20 protein-coding genes are annotated in these 22,852 nt (G+C 40.7%); 19 read left to right on the top strand and 1 reads right to left on the bottom strand.

Translation table 11 applies throughout. From position 1 onward, the window contains the following. Positions 1-71 precede the first annotated feature (71 nt). The 16 genes from HYG93_RS08680 (at position 72) to HYG93_RS08755 (ending at position 13,600) form a co-directional block, all read left to right on the top strand. On the top strand, positions 72-287 hold the full coding sequence (locus HYG93_RS08680) for a hypothetical protein (protein ID WP_178962371.1): 216 nt from the start codon (positions 72-74) through the stop codon (positions 285-287). Positions 288-409: 122 nt separating this feature from the next. Beyond that, positions 410-985: a DUF4126 domain-containing protein gene (locus tag HYG93_RS08685; RefSeq protein ID WP_178962355.1), complete on the top strand. Its 576-nt coding sequence runs from the start codon at positions 410-412 to the stop codon at positions 983-985. A gap of 187 nt (positions 986-1,172) precedes the next feature. Beyond that, positions 1,173-1,376 (top strand): hypothetical protein, encoded by a 204-nt coding sequence (locus HYG93_RS08690; protein ID WP_106986545.1) that lies wholly within the window; start codon positions 1,173-1,175, stop codon positions 1,374-1,376. Between the two features lie 364 nt (positions 1,377-1,740). Next, entirely contained in the window at positions 1,741-1,998 is a 258-nt protein-coding gene (locus HYG93_RS08695; RefSeq protein WP_178962356.1) for a hypothetical protein, read from the top strand. A 768-nt stretch (positions 1,999-2,766) separates the two neighbouring features. Continuing rightward, on the top strand, positions 2,767-3,474 hold the full coding sequence (locus HYG93_RS08700; RefSeq protein ID WP_178962358.1) for a DUF1003 domain-containing protein: 708 nt from the start codon (positions 2,767-2,769) through the stop codon (positions 3,472-3,474). Positions 3,475-3,763: 289 nt separating this feature from the next. Next, the gene (locus HYG93_RS08705) at positions 3,764-4,213 is read left to right on the top strand and encodes a hypothetical protein (RefSeq protein ID WP_117006397.1); all 450 of its coding nucleotides are present in this window, start codon (positions 3,764-3,766) and stop codon (positions 4,211-4,213) included. Positions 4,214-4,946: 733 nt separating this feature from the next. Next, positions 4,947-5,612: an RluA family pseudouridine synthase gene (locus HYG93_RS08710; protein ID WP_117006398.1), complete on the top strand. Its 666-nt coding sequence runs from the start codon at positions 4,947-4,949 to the stop codon at positions 5,610-5,612. A 206-nt stretch (positions 5,613-5,818) separates the two neighbouring features. Continuing rightward, positions 5,819-6,202 carry a ribonuclease E inhibitor RraB gene (locus HYG93_RS08715; RefSeq protein ID WP_106986550.1) on the top strand — a complete coding sequence of 128 codons (384 nt, stop codon included), beginning with the start codon at positions 5,819-5,821 and terminating at the stop codon, positions 6,200-6,202. A 282-nt stretch (positions 6,203-6,484) separates the two neighbouring features. Then, the gene (locus HYG93_RS08720; RefSeq protein ID WP_106986551.1) at positions 6,485-6,931 is read left to right on the top strand and encodes an SRPBCC family protein; all 447 of its coding nucleotides are present in this window, start codon (positions 6,485-6,487) and stop codon (positions 6,929-6,931) included. 219 nt (positions 6,932-7,150) lie between these two features. After that, positions 7,151-7,495 carry a zinc ribbon domain-containing protein YjdM gene (locus HYG93_RS08725; protein ID WP_117006399.1) on the top strand — a complete coding sequence of 115 codons (345 nt, stop codon included), beginning with the start codon at positions 7,151-7,153 and terminating at the stop codon, positions 7,493-7,495. A 142-nt stretch (positions 7,496-7,637) separates the two neighbouring features. Continuing rightward, positions 7,638-8,006 carry a 5-carboxymethyl-2-hydroxymuconate Delta-isomerase gene (locus HYG93_RS08730; protein ID WP_117006400.1) on the top strand — a complete coding sequence of 123 codons (369 nt, stop codon included), beginning with the start codon at positions 7,638-7,640 and terminating at the stop codon, positions 8,004-8,006. A 165-nt stretch (positions 8,007-8,171) separates the two neighbouring features. Next, positions 8,172-8,507: a YegP family protein gene (locus HYG93_RS08735; RefSeq protein ID WP_106986554.1), complete on the top strand. Its 336-nt coding sequence runs from the start codon at positions 8,172-8,174 to the stop codon at positions 8,505-8,507. A gap of 150 nt (positions 8,508-8,657) precedes the next feature. Next, positions 8,658-9,323 carry a DUF2939 domain-containing protein gene (locus HYG93_RS08740; RefSeq protein WP_117006401.1) on the top strand — a complete coding sequence of 222 codons (666 nt, stop codon included), beginning with the start codon at positions 8,658-8,660 and terminating at the stop codon, positions 9,321-9,323. 62 nt (positions 9,324-9,385) lie between these two features. Beyond that, positions 9,386-9,832 carry a nuclear transport factor 2 family protein gene (locus HYG93_RS08745; protein WP_106986556.1) on the top strand — a complete coding sequence of 149 codons (447 nt, stop codon included), beginning with the start codon at positions 9,386-9,388 and terminating at the stop codon, positions 9,830-9,832. Positions 9,833-10,017: 185 nt separating this feature from the next. Continuing rightward, entirely contained in the window at positions 10,018-12,456 is a 2,439-nt protein-coding gene (locus HYG93_RS08750) for an AI-2E family transporter (RefSeq protein WP_178962360.1), read from the top strand. A 91-nt stretch (positions 12,457-12,547) separates the two neighbouring features. Continuing rightward, on the top strand, positions 12,548-13,600 hold the full coding sequence (locus HYG93_RS08755; RefSeq protein ID WP_121595005.1) for a DUF1176 domain-containing protein: 1,053 nt from the start codon (positions 12,548-12,550) through the stop codon (positions 13,598-13,600). 47 nt (positions 13,601-13,647) lie between these two features. Here the strand turns inward: HYG93_RS08755 and HYG93_RS08760 are convergent, their stop codons facing one another. After that, positions 13,648-14,415 carry a hydroxymethylpyrimidine/phosphomethylpyrimidine kinase gene (locus HYG93_RS08760; protein WP_121595004.1) on the bottom strand — a complete coding sequence of 256 codons (768 nt, stop codon included), beginning with the start codon at positions 14,413-14,415 and terminating at the stop codon, positions 13,648-13,650. 100 nt (positions 14,416-14,515) lie between these two features. On the opposite strand from HYG93_RS08760, the gene HYG93_RS08765 reads away from it, so the two are divergent. The 3 genes from HYG93_RS08765 (at position 14,516) to HYG93_RS08775 (ending at position 22,766) form a co-directional block, all read left to right on the top strand. Beyond that, entirely contained in the window at positions 14,516-15,160 is a 645-nt protein-coding gene (locus HYG93_RS08765) for an HAD-IA family hydrolase (protein ID WP_120365767.1), read from the top strand. Between the two features lie 524 nt (positions 15,161-15,684). Then, positions 15,685-21,453, top strand: a complete 5,769-nt coding sequence (locus HYG93_RS08770; protein WP_178962362.1) for a SwmB domain-containing protein — start codon at positions 15,685-15,687, stop codon at positions 21,451-21,453. Between the two features lie 128 nt (positions 21,454-21,581). Then, complete coding sequence (locus HYG93_RS08775) at positions 21,582-22,766, top strand: low temperature requirement protein A (RefSeq protein WP_106985471.1); 1,185 nt, start codon at positions 21,582-21,584, stop codon at positions 22,764-22,766. The last annotated feature ends 86 nt before the right edge of the window (positions 22,767-22,852 follow it).

Consider the following 22,852-nt stretch of genomic DNA (forward strand, 5'->3'; position numbering starts at 1 on the left):
AACTATTATAAACCCACCAAAATTTCGAGGCGAAATCATACTTTGCCTAAATGCCTTCATCAATTGTCGAAATGACCAATAGACATTCATCACAAGAGGGTTATACTCAATCTACCATTTCTAAAAACACATGGAGAACAAAAATGGTAATTGCAGGCTCTAAACCAGGAACAGGCTTCTATTTTTGTGTTCAATGCGGCCACCGCACCTACTTAGAAATTGGTACTGATCGTCTACCACCTTGTACCAAATGTCTGGGCACCGAATACAACGATAAGGTTGCCTAAGCACAGCACATTAAAACAGCCAATCCTGTTTTAAAATAAAAGCCCTATTACAGCATAGGGCTTTTTTGTTCGCTCAAAAAAAGTAAAAATAAAATACAGACCGCCAAAACAGGACACATAGCATGGAAACACTACTTGGCCTTTGCATAGGCATAGGACTTAGCGCAGCATGCGGATTTCGCGTATTTGTACCATTACTGGTCATGAGCCTAGCTGCCATTATGGGCTGGTTTGAGCCCATGAAAGGCTTCGAATGGCTGGCCATGCCATCGGTATGTATTGCCTTAGGTTTTGCCACACTCTGTGAAATAGGTGCGTATTACATTCCGTGGGTAGATAACATGCTCGACACCATTGCCACACCAGCAGCCATGGTCGCAGGCACACTTACCACAATGGCAGTCAGCTCAGGTGAAATGTCCCAATTTGCCAGTTGGGCTGCAGCTATTATTGTAGGAGGCGGTACAGCCACAGCCGTGCAGATGAGTACAGTTGCCGCACGGGGCGTATCCATAGCCACCACAGGTGGTATAGCCAACCCAGTATTGTCTACAGGCGAGTGGATAGGCGCATTTGTACTGTCGATCTTGGCCTTTTTAGTGCCTGTATTGGTGGTGGTCTTGGGCATTGTGGCTATGATTTGGTTTGTACGTTGGATTAAAGCCAAAAAGAATGCAGTGAGATCCGACATGGTGTAACTGTTATGCATCATCCTTAAAAATAAAAGTAGAGTTTAAATCTAGCAACTTAATTGATTTTTATCATTTAAAAACGATTGATTTTCACCCATAAAAGGCATAATTTTATTATGGAATTAAAACCATAAGGTTTTTATGGTTTTATTCGAGCTTGAACGATTAAAACAAAATGAAGGGGGAGCTGTGAATGATAAAATTTATTGTAGATGAGCAACCTACAGAAAAAGGTGTGCACTTAATACATAATGGGGATATTGGCTGTGAGGCATTACCAAAATACGATGACCAAATATTAATCGGCTATTTTGCCGATTTTGAGCTGGCTTATAAACGTGCCAGAATGAACTGGCCCAGAGAAAAAGTAGAAGGCTGTGCCTGCTGTAAGCCTTAACTGATCAAAGCTTTTTTGGCTGTTTCATCGCGTGTATGTTGCCACACTGCGCAGCCTAAATATAAAACTCTACCTTCGGGTGGAGTTTTTTTTCGCGCTTAAAAAGTAATTTGAGTTTGGATGATCAAGTGAGGCGCAGATCAGCCAAAGTAGGGTCGTAAAAGGCTTGTGATTATCATTATGCAGTAGTGTAAATGGTGTTAAACGTTGGAGCTTATGCAAACATCTATGTACATGGCCTAAATATTGCTAAATCAACCTGAGCATCACATGAATGATGCAATGCAGATACAGTGCTTGCCATAAATGCACAAGCACCATGCAAAATTTTCATATCAACCCATTTAATGTAAGGAAAGCGTGCATGCATAATCTAGCAGTAACAGATGTTGGCCATAAACTACCTAAAAAAGCGCATGCGTATGCGGCGTGGCCTTTGGTCCTCATTATATTTGGTGGGGCGATTGGCTTGTTATATGGCGCTTTGGCTTATGTAATCAACATTAAAGTATATGGATCTGAATTAAGTAAATTAAATAAAATCTTAGCCAATTTGCTCTGTGGCATGTCGGCATTAAGTGCGTGGTGGTTTACAGCACAGTGGGTGCAAAGCTATTTTTAAATATGATCTCTTTTAAAAATTATATGGCGGAGCTGGATTGTGAAAATTCTTCGCTAAGATGACATAAAGAACGATGAAAATATCTCTAAAAAGCGTGTCTATGGAAAAATATTTTATAAATTTTAAAAATATGAAAAATATTTCTGAAATCAACTCAAATGAGTAAAACTTCGGAAATTAATCCCTAAGTCATTTCGCTACTATAGATCGCAAGGGTGTGATAGAGATCGAAAAGAGCAGCATGCTGTGAGGGCGCACGACGCGAGAGCAGTACTTACCCAAAAGGTCTCGATTCGGCTTAGGACGCTATAGACCAAGAGTTTATAGGCTATAAGATTATGACTTACAAAGTGATAATAGTTGAAGTAAACCAACCGTTTTCTCTGACACTACCCTAAAAAATTCTGACAAATAATGCATACATTAAATAAAAAGAACTAAAAATCAAAACAGATAAAAACTAAAATAGATAAACCCCAGATTAAAAGTCGAACATCCTCCCTACAAGCAAAATTGCACGCATCTATTCAGCTCAAGCTATATCAAGATTATTCCAGAATTCATTCTATACATACATGGAGTGGCTGTATGGAATTGAAAATGCTGAATAGCCAACAGCATGGATATACAGTTTAAAAATGGAACTATTTTTAAAAATTTTATAGTTTCGCACCATACATTGCGTCAAAATAATCAACGGGTAAAAATATAAAAAAACATTGGCATGAATGTGCTTATGGACGATTGATGCGTACTAGGGGCGTGTATATGAACGCAAAAAATGAAACCTTTCCATGTTTAGTGTGCCAAAAAAAATTCAGTTCGCATTTTTTAGTTCCAATGGGTACGGTCAGAGAAAGCATTACGCAAGAAATTAGCCAAGACTTTCCAGCGTGGAAACCACAGGACTACATTTGCTTAAGTGACTTAACGCGCTACCGTGTGCAGTATGTACAATCGCTTTTACAGTCCGAGCAAGGTGAAGTCTCGGACTTAGAAGTTGAAGTGTTGCACAGCATGCAACAACATGAGCTGATTAGTAAAAATGTAGAAACCACCTTAGAACAGCAGTGGACTTTGGGCGACCGACTCGCAGACAAAATCGCGACTTTTGGAGGTAGTTGGACTTTTTTAATCTGCTTTACGCTGTTTTTAATTGTTTGGATTGCGGTCAATAGCATCATTATGGTGAAAAACCCGATCGACCCTTATCCTTTTATCTTGTTAAATTTACTCTTGTCCTGCGTGGCCGCCATGCAAGCGCCAATTATTATGATGAGCCAGAACCGACAAGAAGCCAAAGACCGACAGCGCTCAGAAAATGATTATCAAGTGAACTTAAAAGCAGAACTTGAAATCCGACATTTGCATGAAAAAGTTGACCATTTGCTTTTACATCAGTGGGATCGACTTACTAAAATTCAGCAGGTACAGCTTGATTTACTCGAAGAGATGAATAAACAGCGCCATAAATAAGCTACTTTATCTTGTGTCGTCAATTGCGATTCAATATTCATTAGAATCTGATGTAGGTGTGTTTTCCATTCATCGCCTAAAAATATACGATGAATGGAAACAAGGGCTTAGCCGTTGGTCGGCATAGAATTTAAGCTTTAACATGCTTTAAATTAAAACTGTGAAATAGATCATTATTTAATCAAAATTTAACTTTAAGCTTTGAACTTTTGATTTAAAAACATGATCATCCAGTCGATATTTAATCCCTTAAAATAATTATAGGTTTCTTGCTAGGGGGATTATTGCAATGGCTCAGTTTGATATTGAAATACGGCATCCACACCATGCTTCAGACAACGAATTAGAATTGGTACATGTCAAAAGTATTGCGGAAGCATCAACAGCATTTGATGCGATGCATTGGTTTAATTTGCAATTATTGCTACTTCAGCTACAGGGGCGACAGGCTTATTTTATGGTGACCAATCCCGAGTCGAGCCAGTCCATTAAAATTAGCTTAAATGAATTATCGACGTCAGATTCCTTAGAGTTTGTCTTACAAAGCGACATCGAAGTCATTTCAGAACAACGTGAAGTCTTTGGTTTATTTAAGCGTAAAACCAAAGATTATGTTGAGTTTAAACAGCTCAATTTAAGAAAAGCACATGAATATTTGGATCGTTTTTTAAATGGTCAGTTGGATGCACTCAAACAACAGTATTTAAAGGGGGATACTGAAGTGGCGTGTAGCTCATAAAGTGGTTTAGCCTGTTGTATTGAAACCCTCTAGCGAAGAGATCGTGAAATAAAAATAGATTTTTTAATGCTTATTTGCGATCTTGAATGCCTATTTTTACTAGGTTTGAAAAGTATTTTAATATTTTTACGAATGGGTGAAAAAAAATTCCAAAATAGATAAAAATGAGTCTGTAGTAGGGAAACAATCCCGCCTGCTTTTTTCTAAACTTTATCTCAAGGGTGTGATAGAGATCGAAAAGAGCAGCATGCTGTGAGGGCGCACGACGCGAGAGCAGTACTTACCCACAAGGTCTCGATTCGGCTTAGGACGCTATAGACCAAGAGTTTATAGGCTATAAGATTATGACTTACAAAGTGATAATAGTTGAAGTAAACCAACCGTTTTCTCTGACACCACCCTCAAAATTCAAGTGATCACCCAATAAAAATGAACAACTAAAAAAAACTACACCAAATACAACCAGCAAAAAAGCATTTCAATAGAAAATACATTTTAAAGCAACCCAATCAACTCGAACATATCTTCTAATTTGTGTGCTAATAGACATGACTTACACGTGGTTAAGAACGTTTAATGTCAGATGTATAATTCATTCCTGAGCTATATTTTTGTACACAGCAATCGCAAGTCTGGCAAATGTGTTTTGCGAGCTGAACCGTTGGCAGATGATTGACACACCGCAGTGCAGTTGATATTTTTCGCCCGAACCTGCTCCAAATGCTGTAGCCTCATGCCTGCTGACGAAAAATTTGTATATATGCCTCCCCAAGGACCACTTCAGATTGTTTATGAAGATGATGATTTGGTGATTATTGATAAACCTGCGGAATTATTGTCTGTGCCAGGTCGTTTACCTGAGCATCATGACAGCGCCTATTTGCGTGTATTGGCTTTATATCCCAATGCCAAAATTACCCACCGCTTAGATATGGCGACATCAGGCATTTTAATGTTTGCCAAACATCGCGATGCAGAAGTTGCGGTAAGTAAAATGTTTCAAGCACGCACGGTAAAGAAAAACTATATCGCTTTGGTGCAGGGCGAGCTCAAAGGTGAGGGTAGTATTAATGAGCCATTAATTACTGACTGGGAAAATCGACCGCGTCAAATGGTGCATTATGAACTGGGTAAGCCTGCACAAACCTTATATAAAGCTTTAGATTATGATGCCAGCCAAGATATCAGCCGTGTACTGCTCACACCGATTACAGGGCGTTCCCATCAGTTACGTGTGCATTTAATGAGTATTGGGCATCCTATTACGGGCGATCGACTGTATCATCCTAATCCAGATTGGAGTCCACTCAATCGCATGGCTTTACATGCGAGTTATTTGGCTTTTAAGCAACCTTTGAGTGGCGAACATTTGGAAATTCAAGGTGTTGTGCCTTTTTAAATGCGGGTCTAGCCATCACAATATTTTTGTAAAAGTAAGTATTGGTACAAAGCGTGCATTAAATATTAGCCTAAGTAAGCAGTTGTGGCTGAGAATATGTTGTCAAGGCAAAGGTGAGGCATTGTTTTGTAAATAAATCGCCAAATTGCAATAAAAATCGGCTACTTTATATCGAGAACCAATGACAATCATAAAAGGATTCGAATATGTCACGCGATTACGAACAATATCCAGATGATGACAATGGCAATGTGCTATGGCAAATGCATGAAGATGGTGATGACTTGACGGAAGCGCATGAAATTGAATATTCAATTGCGTTTACCAGTGAAGAAAAAGCTGATCAGTGTGCGATTTATTTGCTAAAAGAAGAACAAAAAATCAGTTTATTTGAGGATGAAGATACCAATGAATGGGTAATTACCATTTATGTGTATATGGAACCTGAATATGCCGACATTGTCGATTTGGAAGAATGGTTTAGCAAAATTGCCGTGCAATTTGAGGGTGAGTATGACGGCTGGGGCTGTATGGCCTATATTTATGATGATGAAGACTTTGATCCAGAAGAAGAACTCAACAGCCAATAACCGTGCAAATTTAAAAAAGGGCCTAGTCTTATTCGATTAGGCTTTTTTTATTTGGCTGTAGAAGCATTTGAACACTGTCAAATATTGTTCGTGTATTTAAATTAACATCATGAATATCGGTCTATGTTATGGACCTCGTAAAGCTCCTAAAGGAGGCTACACTCGAAGCGGACTTGATTTGATCTATTGAACGCGTTATATGTGTCAATCAGAAAAAAAGCGAAACAATAAATACAGATCGCAGAGTATTGGAACAATACAAAAACTATAAGGAGTATGCACATGAGTCATAAAGTTCACCTACAACGTATATTTACAGCACCACCTGAGCGCGTATTTCGTGCATTTACCGATCCTAATGCCTTAGTAAAGTGGATGGCCCCTCATGGTTTTATTGCAAAGGTTGAACACGCAGAGGTGCGCACGGGGGGCAGTTACCGCATGTCATTTACCAACTTTTCAACGGGAACCAGCCATGCTTTTCATGGTCGTTATCATGAGGTGATTGAAAACCAGTTGCTACGTTATAGCGATATATTTGATGCGGAAGAACTGGCGGGTGAAATTGAAGTAATTGTGCAATTAAAAGAAGTGTCTGTGGGTACAGAAGTTACGATAGTGCAACAGGGACTTCCAGATGTGATTCCACCCGATGCATGCCATTTAGGCTGGCAGGAGTCTTTACAGTTACTGTCTTTTTTAGTGAATCCATCTATTCCAGACCAATAATTTTGACCTGCTTTGCGACGCTGTTAAATAGGTGATTTGCTTCGCCAAGCGTATTGATAGATCAGATCTAGCGAATGAAATTTTGTACTGAGTTCTCGTATTTTTAAATGAGCTAAATAACCATAGTTTTTGTATGTCTTTCTAGCTTCCTGTTATAGTGGCTTTTTTTTGGCATGTATTGTGCCGTTTTTTTGTGTTTGATCCACATTTGAGGTTGTTATGACTTTACCCCATTGCCCAAAATGCCAATCTGAATATACCTATGAAGATGGTGACTTATTGATTTGCCCAGAGTGCTCACATGAATGGCGTGCAGGTGAACAAGACCTGAGCGAACAAGAGGTCGTTATTAAAGATGCTAATGGCAATGTTTTAGCCGATGGCGATGCTGTAACCGTGATTAAAGATCTTAAAATTAAAGGCTCATCATCTGTAGTTAAAGTGGGCACGAAAGTAAAAAGTATTCGCCTTGTACCAGAAGCATCAGATGGCCATGACATTGACTGTAAAGTGGATGGAATTGGTGCGATTAAACTGAAATCTGAATATGTCAAAAAAGTTTAAATACCTTAGGGTTTGATATTGACCAGATATTAATCAGCTATTCCCAATACGTTGCAACTTGTAGCTTTTTAAGAGGGTGAAAGCATGCGTCGTATTGGGGGATCAGGCATAATTTGTTTTTACTTCGTTGGGAAACCACACCATGCCTCATATTCATGTTGAATATTCTAACAATATTAAAAATATTGATGCCAAGCAGGTACTCAAAACCTTAAACCATACTCTTTTTGCAACGGGTCATGTGAGCTCGGCTTTAGACATTAAAAGCCGTGCAGTATGTCAACAGGATTGGTTGATTGGATTAGAGCCAGATGAGACGCAGGCTTATGTGCATATTAAATTGTCATTACTGAGTGGCAGAAGTTTAGAAACCCAAGCTGAAATTTCTGAGCAACTCTTACAAGCCTTGCAACAGGTTCTACCTGCTCAGTCAGGTATGACGGTACAAATGTGCGTTGAAGTGTTAGAAATGACGAAAACCACCTACAGTAAGCAACTGGTTCAAGCCTAAATTCAAATAGCGCTTTTCAGCGCTATTTTTAATGATGTCATACGCACTTCTATTTTTAAAAAAATCAGCAATTTTTTTAGTTTATGGCATTTATTTAGCGTTTTAAATAAGGTATGTTGATTAAAATATGTTCTAAAAATAGTTAAGAATAACAAGAGGTGTGGTATGGCTGGTTGGTATGAAATATCGCTTGCAAGTGATGGTCAATTTCGCTTTGTACTGAAAGCAGGAAATGGCGAACCCATTTTGACGAGTGAATTGTATAAAGCAAAAGCATCGGCACACAACGGCATTGAGTCTGTGCAAAAAAACTGTACCGATGATCAGCGTTATGATCGATTAGAAGCTAAAAATGGGAAACCATATTTCAATTTAAAAGCCGCCAATCATCAAATTATTGGTACGAGTCAATTTTATGCCAGTGAGCAATCGCGTGAAAAGGGCATTGAATCGGTCAAAACCAATGGAGTTTCAACCGTCATTAAAGATATAACGACCTAAAGCTATACGCTGTCATCAGAGTCTGAAATCTTTCATCATGATGAATTGATGCACAGCGTAATGGCATCGAATGATGATGAGTTGAAAATGATGTAAAGCAAAAAATATAAAAGTACCTAGGTGAACTAACCTAGGTCTTTTTTGTATGGAATGAATATAGGCACGATGAAGGTATTGAAATACAGTTTTTTTGTGGGGCTAGGCTTAGCCATACTGACTTATGTGATTTCGCCCTATTGGGTGTTGCATCGTATTCAGCAAGCCTATGAACAAAATCAGGCAAATAAAATTTCCCAATACATTGATTACGATGCAGTTAAAATTAGTTTAAAACCCCAGTTAGAACAACGTTTTCAGCACTATACAGGAGGTGAGTCATTGCCCCCAAGCCTACAAAAATGGCAAGTTAAACTGAGTCAGAAGTTTTCAGACTATGCAGTCGATATGGTGCTTAATCCACAGACATTGATGCTGTTAATGCAAGGGAAAACCTTATCCGAGTTGATTCAAAAAGAGGATTTATTGGGTGCAAAATCTGTGTTAGGTTCTGTGCAAAATGTATGGCAGGAAGCACAGCCCATAAGTGATACAGAGACACAAGGTCTACAGCTGACAGCCGATGACGATCTTGTGCAAGCTTCTCATGCTGTTGAGCAAGCGCGCAGTCGACCACAGGCACACTATACGAGTTGGAATCGCTTTGAAGTGATCGTGCCACACGAGGCAAAATCAAATACGCATGTAGAACAAAACACTCGATTTATGATGCAACGCCGTGGGCTTAGCTGGAAAATAACCGCAGTACAACTGCCTTAAATTTAAATTGAGAGCCTTAGGGTAAAAGCCAAAGGGTAGCGCAATTCACAGGACAATAAAGAATGAGTTATCCAGTCAAAATTCATGGAGAGCAACAGGCTGGGTTAGAAATACAAGAATTTTTATCCGCTTGGGATAATGTGGTGTGTCAGTTGGATATTCAGAAAATCGTGGGCTATTGCGTTGCAGATGTTTGTTTCTTTGATACCAGTAGCCAGACATCTGGAATATTAGCCTATCAGGCTTTATGGCAACGTTATAGCAGTGTGTTCCAAGCCAATGTTCGGGTTTATCGTCGAGATGTACTCATTCACGCCACTGAAAGTATGGGTTTTATTAGTTGTTATTCTAAAGTTGACCGAGATGATGGTGTTGAAACGCCTAAAATTCCTTGGTGTCGTTCTACATTGGCTGTACGAAAAACTGCGCAAGGCTGGAAAATTCAGCATCAACATATTTCCTTGCCTGTGGATTTTGCTACTCAGCAGGCCATCCCTTTGTATTTCTAATATATATCTGCTTATTTTTCTAATGGCATCATGGGATTAAAGCCAGCATGATGAGCAAGCCATAAAAAGCTTTAAATCACATTAACTTGTGCCTTAACGTTGCAAATCATTACATGATTATCATACGCAGTGTTTGATGTTCAGCCTAAATTAACAATAAGAATTCATGGTTCAGGACGAAGACAATGGATCATAAAAACAAAAATAGCACCAATGCACCGTATCAGCCACTGCCGAAAAATGACAAGACTGTTGATGGGATAAATTCCCCCGTTGCAACAGTTCCTGCTAGCTTGCAAAAAATCATCAGCATCACAGCAGGTTTTATTATTAGTGCTTTGGTCATTGCTACCTTGTATTGGGGGAAGGATATTCTTATTCCTTTGGCCTTGGCGATTTTGCTGGCATTTTTAGTGGATCCCTTAGTCATGCGACTAAGAAAAAGAGGCCTGCCTCAATGGTTATCGATTGCATTGGTGGTGACTTTGGTTTTGGGTGTGCTGTCAGGTGCCGCGACATATTTGGGGTATCAACTGGGGCAATTAAGTCAGGAATTGCCACAATATCATGGCACTATACAAAAAAAACTAAACTCAGTACGGCAGTATTCTCAAGGTCCGAGCGTGTGGGATGGGGCTAAAAATACTTTAGATACTATTGAAGGCTCTATTGATAAAACCATTCCTGAAGAGCCTGATCCAAGTGTGCAAAAAGTCAAAGTGGTTGGGCAGGAGCAAAGTACAGCAGAAGCCGCGCTGGAGTGGAGCGATCGGGTGCTGAATCCATTGGCAACCGCGGGTATTGTGTTCTTATTCGTAATTCTAATTTTAATTAATCGTAAAGATTTACATGACCGTTTTTTAAAAATGTTGGGTGGTAATTTAAATATAGGAACCGATGCGCTTGATGAAACCGCGAATAGAATCGGAACGTATTTAAGGATGCAGCTCACGGTCAATTTAACCTACGGCATTCCAATGGCGGCAGGGCTATGGTTTATTGGGGTGCCTGCGGCCATTATGTGGGGCATGGTGGCTGTAGTCATGCGCTTTGTTCCTTATGTTGGTCCAATGATTTCTGCAGTTTTCCCCATTACCTTAGCCTTTGCTGTAGATCCAGGCTGGAATATGGTGCTATGGACGATCGGCTTAATTTTGCTGTTAGAACTGATCAGTAATAATATTATTGAGCCATGGCTATATGGTGAAAGTACTGGGCTATCAGCGCTGGCAATTATTTTGGCAACCACCTTTTGGACCACCTTATGGGGGCCAATTGGTTTAATTTTATCTACACCATTGACGGCCTGTTTGTTGGTTTTGTCTAACTACGTACCTGCATTAAGGTTTTTAAAAATTTTGTTGGGCAGTGAGCCAGCTTTGGCTCCCTATGAACGTTTTTATCAACGCTTGGTGGCAGATGATGTGCAAGATGCTATGGATGTGGCTAATGGTTATATTCAAGATCAATTACCCAAAAAGGCGACGCCAGAACAGCGCGTACGTCGGATATATCAATTTTATGATCAAGTGGCGATTCCAGCGATTCGAATTTTTTCGAGAGGCCATAATACAGAGGCCAGTGCAGAGCATCGTTTACGCTTACATTTAGGCTTAAAACGTTTTAATCATCATTTTCAACAAACTTATAGCCTTGCAAATGTCAATGCAAATGCGTTGGCTGAGGTCTGGTGTGCTGGGGCGCGCTGGGAAGTGGATGTACAAGTGTCAGAGATGCTGGCGCATAGTTTGAATTTAAGAGAAATTCCTGCTCAGGCATATACTGAGGTTCTCATTCAGGGGCAATCAGAAGCATTGCTCGCATTAAATAGCACCGTGCAGATTATCTGTATTTCAATTTTTCATACCGCACCCGAAGCACAAGTGCGACTATTGAGCCATCGTATTCGAGAGTATTACCCAGATACAAAGCTCATTTTCGCTTTGTGGAGTTGTGATGATGTACAGCAATTAGATCAGATCAAAGCTCAGTTTGATGCAGATGCTGTGGTCAATAACATGAATGATTTATTGCTCAGTATTGATGCTTTAAGGTTACGCCAAGGTGAAAAATGGCTAGATGAGCCTGACCTAGAACTTGAGGAAAAACGTGTAAAAGCTTTGGATGAGCTGGGTGTTTTTGATGCGCAGAATCTGAGTATTTATACCCAGTATATAGAGGAGGCAAGACAAGCCTTTGATGTGAAATATGCCCAAATTTCATGGGTTAAACAGGACTGGGTGTATACGCCTGCTAGTCCACTTGCTCAGGATGTAGGTGACCCAATGAAAGCACGGCAATCTAAACATGATTCAATTTGCAGTCATTTGGTCTATCAAAATGAAAGTTTGATTATTGAAGATTTACAGAGGGATCCGCGTTTTGCACATTTGCCTGAACTATTACATAACCGGATTCGATTTTATGCAGGTGTGGTCTTACGTAACCGTGAAGGCATTGCTTTGGGGAGTTTTTGTATTTTGGATCGTCTACCGAAAAAACTTAGTGAAGATGATATGAGCTTATTAAAAGGTTTGGCCAATGATTTAATTAAAGTATTGAGTGATGAACGTACACGGGTCAAAAAAATACAGAAATTAGACAACTTAACGGATGCGCCTTAAGCTTAGCTGTGCTGTGTAGTCAATGCTTTGGGCTGGTATTTCATCAAAAACGGTTTTAACATGCTGTTAGGATAAATTTAGAGCCAAAGGAATGGAAAAAAATAAATTTATCATCCAATGCGGGATTGGCTTAAGTCTGGTGATGTGTAGTGCCTTGGGGCATGCGCAAATTGAAGGCCAATATTTTGCGCATAAAGATTGGGAAGTTGCATGTGACAATACTGGTACTTGCCGTGTTGCGGGTTATCAAGCAGAGCAACAAAGTTCCATTATTTCAGTATTGCTACAACGCGTAGCAGGTGCACAAAGCAAATTGAGTGCACGCGTGAAAATTGATGCGACAGCATTGGATGGTGTGCAAAGCGCATTGCAGTTTTATAAAGATGGTAAACCGCAAAGCTGGATTAATATCAATCCTAAAACGGGTGAAGGCGTATTGGATGCGAGTCAAACAGAGCAATTGTTAACTGCACTACAAGGCACTAAGCCCGTGTTATGGGGAAGTGGCAAACAGCGTTGGCAGTTGTCTGTAGATGGGGCAAGTGCCGTGCTATTGCGTATGGATGATTTCCAGCGCCGTATTGGTACAAACTCTGCAACATTACGTAAGGGCAAGACCGCTTCTGATAAGGTGTTAAAAGCACAAGAAATGCCGAAGGTAAATATTCAGCATTATCAAAAAGGTATGCAAAGCCGTTATAGTGTGCATTCAAAAACAGCCAAGCAGTTGTATGTACAACTCAAAAAACAGGTAAAAGCATCTGATTGTCCTTTAATATTTGAACAGAATTTTATGGAGGGCGATCGTGTGATTGCGTATCCAATTAATGAGCAAAATCTGTTGCTGGAAATTCCTTGTTGGCGCGCAGCTTATAATTATGGCAATGGCTATTGGCTGATGGATCGGCAGTTAAAACAAGTGAAGCAATTGGTGACGGTTTCAGCGAATAGTTTTAGTGAAGGGCAGATTTTTGCCAACCAACGTGGCCGTGGTATTGCTGATTGTAATAGCACAACTGAGTGGGCGTGGAATGGAAGCCGATTTGTACTGAGCTATCGAGCACGAACCGTACAATGTAAAGGATTTATTGGTGGCGCTTGGGCGCTACCTACGTGGGTAACGACAGTGCAACAGGGGTTGTAATCATCAGTTCATATTAAAAAAGCCCTGAATGATTCAGGGCTTTTTGTTTAAAAACGCTTAGGAATTTTTTGGCCACCCTCAACAGGGGACTCGGCATTCTTTAACACACCAAATAGCCATGTTTCGGCATGTTGTACTGCAGTTTTAAGTGCATCGCCTTGAGCTAAACGACCTGCAATAAAGCTGGCCAGTGAACAACCAGAACCATGGTATTCACCTGCTAAGCGTGGGCAACGGGTTTCTGAAATTAATTCACCCTGTATATATAAGGCATTACGAATATATTCAGGTGTATCTTCATGTCCACCTTTGACAAGGACTGCTTTTGCACCCATCGCAAATAATTTTTGCGTCGCCAGATCTAAATCATTTTCACCTGTAAGCGCACGTAGCTCAACTGTATTTGGCGTAATGATGCTAGCTAATGGAATGAGTTCGGCAAAAGCTTTAACCAAAGTCGCTTGATTGCCCAAAGAACCACCACTATTGGCCACCAATACAGGGTCCAATACATATTGATAATCTGGGTGTTGCTGTAAAAATTCAGCCAGCGCTGCAATGTTATCGGTCGTGCCTAACATACCCGATTTTACACAGCGAATAGGAAGGTCATTTACGACAGCATTGGCCTGCGCAAGAAGCAATGCTTTAGGCGTGGCTTCAAAACCAAATACCTGCTGCGAGTTTTGAATGGTCAGCGCAGTACAGGCAATGGCTGCATGTGCACCACTTTGGCCAATGGCTTCAATATCGGCTTGAAGCCCAGCACCACCAGAAGGGTCGAGGCCTGAAAAACACAGCACTGTAGGGCGCACAAGGATATCCTTCATTGAATAAATATGCGTTAGTATAGGCAACTTTGAAAGAACACTCGAGTGCATTTTTGCTCTGCGTAAATCAAGCCAAGGAACACGTGTGATTAAAAATATTTTGATAGATTTGGATGGAACACTGACTGACCCAAAAGTAGGGATTACGACATGTGCGCGTTATGGTTTGGCTAAAGTTGGGCATCCGATTGCAGATGATTTGAATATTGATTGGATTATTGGACCACCACTGAAAGCATCATTGGCTCGAATTTTACAAGTCAGTGTAGAGGATGACTTAGCCGAGCAGGCTCTATTGGGCTATCGTGAACGATTTTCTAGCATTGGTTTATTAGAAAATATGGTCTATGCACAAGTAGCAGAGACCTTAAAGCACTTACAGCAAAAGGGATATGCTTTATATGTAGCGACTGCAAAGCCCACCATTTACGCAAAGCAGATCTTAGAGCACTTTCATTTGGCCGAGTATTTTAAAGTCATTTATGGCAGTGAGCTGAACGGTGAACGTACAAATAAGGGTGATTTAATTGCCTATATTTTGCAACAAGAGCAGCTAGACCCAAGTGAGTGCATTATGGTTGGTGATCGTGAATATGACATATTGGGCGCGCGTCGAAATGGAATTGAAACAATTGCAGTGACCTATGGTTATGGCACGTCGGAAGAAATAGAACATGCACAGCCATGTTATAAAATAGACAGTTTTAATGCATTAATAAATTTGGTTTAATCAGTATTTTTATTCCTTCTATATATTTAAGAGAAATTTAATTTCTTATTAAATATATAGAGGGTTTTTAATATCTTTGTTTTAAATAAAATATTTATTCGTGTTTATTAAATCGTTTTATATTTTTGTACTACATAAATGGGATTTTCATTCCTATAGAGCTGATTGTGTCATTAAGTATTTCATCATGTAGCGTTATGTAAGTTTTTAGGTTGTTTATGTATTTTGGTAACAAAAAATAATAATTACAAAATCATGTCGTTTGCTTCACTAATCGTTGCTTTTCTTGTGATGTTAATCTCATGGGTTTGCGCAAATGAGATTTTTTTATCAAATAAAAAATACAATTAAAATCATTGATCTAAACTTAATTTGAGCGGAGGTGATATATCGCACTGATCTAACGATGCATTGCACTTTTTTTGGGCGATAAATGGCATTTTTTTGAGGCATCACTACTGCTATTAACAATGATGGAAGTAAATCAAGTTAGAACCATCATAAAGTATTTGTGGAGTTTCAAAATGACTATAAAAATAGAAGTTCTCTCAAAAGATAATGGATCAATTATTGATGTAACTCAATCAAATAATATTCATTTGGTTAAAGAATCAATTGTGAAGATTGATATTGATTATAATGATGTTGCAAGTATAACTCGACAAGGTGATGCAGCAATCATTACTTTGAAGAGCGGTGAAATAATTACAGTTGATAATTTTTTTACAATGCCGGTAAATTCAAATTATTTAGTATTTGAGCATGGTAATAAGTTATATTGGGCTGAGTTTACGGATGCTCAAGGCAATGTTTTTACCGATCTTATCCGTTATCATCCATTAGATTCGAGCTTGGTTGGAGCAACAGGTGGTGGAGGTGTTTTTGCTGGAATATGGCCTTGGGCTTTAGGGGCTGTAGCTATTGGTGGTGGAGTTGCAATTGCCAGTAATAACTCAAACTCAAAAGATTCAGCACCTACAACCAGTGATACGACAGCACCTGATAAACCTCAAATTACCGCCTTCGACGGTAAGGTGCTACAAGGAAAAACTGAGCCAAATGCTGTTGTTAATGTGAAGGATACTACGGGGAATTTGCTCGGTTCTGCAATTGCAGATAGTAATGGTAATGTCACTATCAATTTTCAGCCACCTTTGACTGAAGGTAAAATTGTAGATGTCACTGCTGTAGATCAGTCTGGTAATATTTCAGATAAAATTCAAACATCTGTGCCAGATAGCACAAGTCCGCAGATGACCAGTGCCGTGGTAAATGCTGCAGGCGACATTATTTTAGGTTTTAACGAAGCACTAGATCCAAATGCCAATATAAATCCAGCAAAATTTATTGTTGTTGTGGATGGAAAAGTTGTTTTACCTGCCGAATATTCAGTAAGCATCAATGGTCAGCAAATAGAAATAAAATTAGATAATAAAATTTATGCAGGTCAGGATGTTCAAGTTATTTATACAGATACAAACCCAAATGTGAATGACAGCACTGGCGTCATCCAAGACATCGCAGGCAATGATGCCAATGGCTTTAGCACCAACAACTTAATTGGTGGTCTAGTCAACGGCTCGACCCAAACCCCGCCAGTGACACCAGACACAACAGCACCGTACTTAAGCAGTGCAAGCGTTGCGACGGATGGTAAGAGCATCAGCCTAAGCTTCAGTGAAACATTAGACTTTGGGGTAAAACCAGCAGGGGCACAATTCAATGTCTTGGTGAATGGCCAATTACAGACCATTAGCGATATAGATGTCAGCATCAACGGCAACACCGTGACCCTCATACTGCCACAAACCATCTACAGCACCGATGTGGTGAACGTGGTCTATGCAGACAAAACACCAATCCTGAATGACAGCACTGGCGTTATCCAAGACCTTGCAGGCAATGATGCCAATGGCTTTAGCACCAACAACTTAATTGGTGGTCTGGTCAACGGCTCGACCCAAACCACGCCGGCGACACCAGACACCACAGCACCGTACTTAAGCAGTGCAAGCGTTGCGACGGATGGTAAGAGCATCAGCCTAAGCTTCAGTGAAACATTAGACTCTGGGGTAAAACCAGCAGGGGCACAATTCAATGTCTTGGTGAATGGCCAATTACAGACCATTAGCGATACAGATGTCAGCATCAACGGCAACACCGTGACTCTCATACTGCCACAAACCATCTACGGCACCGATGTGGTGAACGTGGTCTATGCAGACAAAACACCAATCCTGAATGACAGCACTGGCGTTATCCAAGACCTTGCAGGCAATGATGCCAATGGCTTTAGCACCAACAACTTAATTGGTGGTCTGGTCAACGGCTCGACCCAAACCACGCCGGCGACACCAGACACCACAGCACCGTACTTAAGCAGTGCAAGCGTTGCGACAGATGGTAAGAGCATCAGCTTAACTTTCAGTGAAGCATTAGACGCTGGGGTAAAACCAGCAGGGGCACAATTCAATGTCTTGGTGAATGGCCAATTACAGACCATTAGCGATACAGATGTCAGCATCAACGGCAACACCGTGACCCTCATACTGCCACAAACCATATACAGCACCGATGTGGTGAACGTGGTCTATGCAGACAAAACACCAATCCTGAATGACAGCACTGGCGTTATCCAAGACCTTGCAGGCAATGATGCCAATGGCTTTAGCACCAACAACTTAATTGCTGGTCTGGTCAACGGCTCGACCCAAACCACGCCGGCGACACCAGACACCACAGCACCGTACTTAAGCAGTGCAAGCGTTGCGACAGATGGTAAGAGCATCAGCTTAACTTTCAGTGAAGCATTAGACGCTGGGGTAAAACCAGCAGGGGCACAATTCAATGTCTTGGTGAATGGCCAATTACAGACCATTAGCGATATAGATGTCAGCATCAACGGCAACACCGTGACCCTCATACTGCCACAAACCATCTACAGCACCGATGTGGTGAACGTGGTCTATGCAGACAAAACACCAATCCTGAATGACAGCACTGGCGTCATCCAAGACATCGCAGGCAATGATGCCAATGGCTTTAGCACCAACAACTTAATCGGTGGTCTGGTCAACGGCTCGACCCAAACTCCGCCAGCGACACCAGACACCACAGCACCGTACTTAAGCAGTGCAAGCGTTGCGACGGATGGTAAGAGCATCAGCCTAAGCTTCAGTGAAACATTAGACTCTGGGGTAAAACCAGCAGGGGCACAATTCAATGTCTTGGTGAATGGCCAATTACAGACCATTAGCGATACAGATGTCAGCATCAACGGCAACACCGTGACCCTCATACTGCCACAAACCATCTACAGCACCGATGTGGTGAACGTGGTCTATGCAGACAAAACACCAATCCTGAATGACAGCACTGGCGTCATCCAAGACATTGCAGGCAATGATGCCAATGGCTTTAGCACCAACAACTTAATTGGTGGTCTGGTCAACGGCTCGACCCAAACCAAGCTTATTGCTACAGATGATACGCTTATACTTGATATTATTTCTAAAACAACAGTAGCCCATGCAGCACAAACCAGTAGCAATTTAGATGTGATTGGTCTTTTGGATTCAAACTACAACGCTGGCAATAGTGCATCCGTTACCGTTGCAGCAAATAGTGCAGGTACGCTTTCGATCCAAATTAAGCAGACAGCGTTAGTATCTGTTGCCAATGCTTTTAGATTGGATGTTATTGATGCGACAGGTAAGGTGGTTTATTCAGCAGTAACATCGAATTCTTTACTTGGTAACGTCGCTGGCTTGCCTGTTTTAGGTTTACTTGGAAATGATACTTTAGCTGCCACAATTAATGGACTTGAACCGGGTACTTATAATGTTGTGGTACGTAGCGACTCAAGTCAGTTAAATCAATTGGTACAAGGCTTAACGATTGCCGATTTGGGTGCCAATGGTATGGTTTTAGGTGCTGATAATCAGGTATTGATCGTAAATGCTGTTAAAAGCGCACTCGGTGGCGGTGCAATTGCAGATAGTATAGGTGTGCTATTAAATGGCATATTAACACCATTGAATGGCTCGGGTTTGGGTGTTGTTGTTGGTGAAATTACAACATTGCTAAATGCTCAAAGTGGATTGTTAGCACCGTTATTTGTTACAGGTGGGTTATTAACATTAACGGATAAAGTCTTGGATGCTGTATCGCAGGCTTTGTTAAACAATACTTTGACTATACTGCAAGATACGAACATTACTACGCAGTTAACCGAAACTGTATTTGGTGATTTTGATCAAGTGGGTAACGTGATTACAGGTGTTGGCGGTGCTTCAGCAGATACGCCAGCTATAGGCTCTGAGCTTATAAAAGTTACCTTCAATGGCAAAGATTATTTCCCAGATAGTCTTACAAATAAAATTACGGTTTATGGTGTGTATGGCAAGCTCGTTATTGATAAAACAGGGGATTATACCTATATAGTCACTAATGCAAATTCTGTTGGTCAGTCAGATAGTTTTAGCTATACCATCAAAAACGGTACAGATCAGGCCAGTGCAGTCCTTAAAATCAATATTGTTGATCATACAGTGGGACAATTAACTGCTGTACTTGCTCAGGATACGGGATCTCTCGCGACGGATCATATTACTTCAAATGGTAAAATCAATATCGATGGGCTTGAACAAGGGGCTACATGGTATTACAGCAAAGATGGTACGACATGGGTTCAAGGTTCTGGCAAAAGCTTCACTTTGACAGATGGAACTTATAATAATCTGCAAGTTAAACAGGTTGATACAGCTGGAAATAGTTCAGTTACAAACTTACCTGTGATTACGGTTGATACGACAGCACCTAAGCTTGCCATTTTAAGCGCGCAGGATGACACAGGTTCAAGTCAAGGAAGCTTATACAGTGGTGGCTCAACCGATGATACGCAGCCGACTTTATATGGTACTGCTGATCCTGGTGCAAGTATTAGTCTTACATTGCCAGATGGTACGTTAACATCTGTAATAGCTGATGCAATTACAGGAAAGTGGTCTTATACACAACCTACAGCTTTGGCGATAGGCACACATACTTGGTCGGCAACTACGACAGATGTAGCTGGAAATCAATCAACATCTACTTTTGATTTATCAGTAAAAGGTGCTGACCCAGTGATTGCCAATACACTACCTGTGGCGATTATTCAAACAGGTTCTTTACTTGGCTTGGTTGGCGCAGATTTACTTGGTGTTCTGAAATTGGAAGATCGACCATTTGCTGCCTATGATGTAAATAATGATTTGAAACAAGTAGAAATATCTCTTGTTTCAGTAATGACTTTAGCTGGAGGCTGGAAATATTCAACAGTACTTGCAGATCAGTTAGGTCTTCAAGTTGTTCAAACTTATGATGCAGGTGTATTAGGAGCTATCGCTGCAACTTATGGATTAAGAATTTCGGCGTCGGATGGGGGATTGGTTTCTAATGCTGCTATTTTAGAATTCTTAAGCACAGTCCATCAGTCAGCCTTACTTGGATTAAATGTGGCAAGTACATTAATAGTAGATGTGTGGGATGCGACACAATCAGGCATACCTAGTCCTACTTCTACAATACCTACATTTATTGCAAATGCATCCCCAATATTACCGCTCGTACCGATAATTCCGACGCCTCAGTCTCCAACAGGTCAATCCACTACAACCTTAGCCGATGTGAAACTGTTGGGTGCATCGCCGACTTACTTTGATCAAGCCGCTGATTATGATCAGCACGCTAATAGTACAGATGTCCGAATTTATGGATCAACTGGAAATGACACGTTAACAGGCGGTTCAGGTCATGACTTGTTAAGAGGTGGTGACGGCACAGATACATTAAATGGTGGTGCTGGTAATGACACACTCTTTGGGGGAGCAGGCGATGACGAATTGATTGGTGGTACAGGCAAAGATCTTCTGATTGGTGGTGCAGGGAATGATCTGTTAAGTGGTGGCGCTGGTTCAGACACCGTAATCTTTGAATTGCTGAACGCGGCGGATAATGATGGTGGCAATGGCCTGGACACATGGAATGATTTTCATCTTGGCAATGTAAATACTGATACAGAGGCAGATAAAATAGATATTTCTGCGCTACTGGATAGTAATGTGAATGCAGGTAATTTGGATCAGTTTGTGAAGTTGACTTATGACAGTGGCAATAAAACAATGACTGTTTCAGTCGATCGGGATGGTTCGGCAGGAGCACACGCTGCTGTTGATTTATTAATTTTAAACAATCAAAACACAGATTTTTCACTGGAAGATTTACTGAAAAACCAACAAATTTTATTTTAATTCATGAGATAGAAAATCCCGCCTTGCGCGGGATTTTTTTATTTTGTAATTCAACTTGTATGAAAGGAGTGAATTTGAAAAAATTTGTTTAAATAACTTTAAATAACTTTAAATAAAAAGCGTATTGAATGCCAAATACTCCTCCTACAATTGCACAGTGGTTAAAGCCACTATCAGCACGTGATCCCCACGAAAAGCACCGTGTTGCGACCTCGCTCGAATTACTTTTTGATTTAATTTTTGTGGTTGCCATTGCAACAGCAGGGCAACAGCTACACCATGCAATTGTTGAAAATCATTTAGCTCATGGCTTAATGCTCTATGGCATGGTGTTTTTTGCGCTTTGGTGGGCATGGATGAACTTTAGCTGGTTCGCTTCTGCTTATGACAATGACGATGCTTTTTATCGCATAGTGACTTTTGTACAGATTATTGGTTCATTGGTCATTGCCGCGGGCATTCCTAGCGCATTTCAACAGCAAGACTTCGATGTGATTATTATTGGTTATGCCATTATGCGTTTGGGGCTAGTCACACAGTGGTTTAGGGTGGCCAAGCATGATCCCGAACGGCGTAAAACTGCATTACGTTATGCAAGCGGTATTATTTTAGTGCAATTGGGCTGGTTGTTTTTTCATTTTTCCCCTGTCAATTTTACTGGTTATTTGTTCATTTTACTGGTCATTGCGGAACTATGTGTGCCTATGTTTGCAGAATCAGCTAGCCGTACGCCATGGCATGCCCATCATATTGCTGAGCGGTATTCGTTACTGACCATTATTGTATTGGGTGAATCTATTGTGGGATGTTCGATTGCCATGACAGATGCATTATCCAATCAGCGCTTTAGTACTGAGCTTATTTTTCTCATGATTGGTGGCTTGGTCATGATGTTTACCATGTGGTGGGCATATTTCGACAGTGAAATCGCGGAGCGATTAAATAGCAGAAAAATGGCCTTTGCATGGGGTTATGGGCATTTCTTTGTGTTCATTAGTATTGCGGCCTTAGGTGCCAGCTTGGCTGCGGCCGTAGATGTAGTTTCACATGAGGCCTTAATTAGCTCAATGCGTGAAAGCTATTTTGTGGCAACTTGTTTGGTTTTATACACCACCAGTTTATATGTATTACATGAGGCACATCATCAGGTAGGTTTTAAAAAGCTGTTGTATCCACTGACTGTCGTGATTGTGCTAGCTATTCCACAATTTATTGAGCCTGCTGGCTATGCCATATTTGCCATGGCCGTAGCGTATGCTTTACGCTTGATTTTAGCGAAAAGCTTTATTGCACAGCCGAAGAATCAAGTTTGATTGAGTGAATTTTTCACATCTTCCACAAAAAAAATCCTGTCTCGGCAGGATTTTTTACATAAACAGAATTGAAAGTTTGACTAAGA

This window comes from Acinetobacter sp. SwsAc6 (genome assembly GCF_013391565.1).
GTDB classification, from domain to species: Bacteria; Pseudomonadota; Gammaproteobacteria; order Pseudomonadales; family Moraxellaceae; genus Acinetobacter; species Acinetobacter cumulans.

Coding starts and splice junctions, on each gene's coding strand:
- HYG93_RS08680 (WP_178962371.1), top strand. CDS start 72: ATGACCAATAGACATTCATCACAAGAGGGTTATACTCAATCTACCATT.
- HYG93_RS08685 (WP_178962355.1), top strand. CDS start 410: ATGGAAACACTACTTGGCCTTTGCATAGGCATAGGACTTAGCGCAGCA.
- HYG93_RS08690 (WP_106986545.1), top strand. CDS start 1,173: ATGATAAAATTTATTGTAGATGAGCAACCTACAGAAAAAGGTGTGCAC.
- HYG93_RS08695 (WP_178962356.1), top strand. CDS start 1,741: ATGCATAATCTAGCAGTAACAGATGTTGGCCATAAACTACCTAAAAAA.
- HYG93_RS08700 (WP_178962358.1), top strand. CDS start 2,767: ATGAACGCAAAAAATGAAACCTTTCCATGTTTAGTGTGCCAAAAAAAA.
- HYG93_RS08705 (WP_117006397.1), top strand. CDS start 3,764: ATGGCTCAGTTTGATATTGAAATACGGCATCCACACCATGCTTCAGAC.
- HYG93_RS08710 (WP_117006398.1), top strand. CDS start 4,947: ATGCCTGCTGACGAAAAATTTGTATATATGCCTCCCCAAGGACCACTT.
- HYG93_RS08715 (WP_106986550.1), top strand. CDS start 5,819: ATGTCACGCGATTACGAACAATATCCAGATGATGACAATGGCAATGTG.
- HYG93_RS08720 (WP_106986551.1), top strand. CDS start 6,485: ATGAGTCATAAAGTTCACCTACAACGTATATTTACAGCACCACCTGAG.
- HYG93_RS08725 (WP_117006399.1), top strand. CDS start 7,151: ATGACTTTACCCCATTGCCCAAAATGCCAATCTGAATATACCTATGAA.
- HYG93_RS08730 (WP_117006400.1), top strand. CDS start 7,638: ATGCCTCATATTCATGTTGAATATTCTAACAATATTAAAAATATTGAT.
- HYG93_RS08735 (WP_106986554.1), top strand. CDS start 8,172: ATGGCTGGTTGGTATGAAATATCGCTTGCAAGTGATGGTCAATTTCGC.
- HYG93_RS08740 (WP_117006401.1), top strand. CDS start 8,658: ATGAATATAGGCACGATGAAGGTATTGAAATACAGTTTTTTTGTGGGG.
- HYG93_RS08745 (WP_106986556.1), top strand. CDS start 9,386: ATGAGTTATCCAGTCAAAATTCATGGAGAGCAACAGGCTGGGTTAGAA.
- HYG93_RS08750 (WP_178962360.1), top strand. CDS start 10,018: ATGGATCATAAAAACAAAAATAGCACCAATGCACCGTATCAGCCACTG.
- HYG93_RS08755 (WP_121595005.1), top strand. CDS start 12,548: ATGGAAAAAAATAAATTTATCATCCAATGCGGGATTGGCTTAAGTCTG.
- HYG93_RS08770 (WP_178962362.1), top strand. CDS start 15,685: ATGACTATAAAAATAGAAGTTCTCTCAAAAGATAATGGATCAATTATT.
- HYG93_RS08775 (WP_106985471.1), top strand. CDS start 21,582: ATGCCAAATACTCCTCCTACAATTGCACAGTGGTTAAAGCCACTATCA.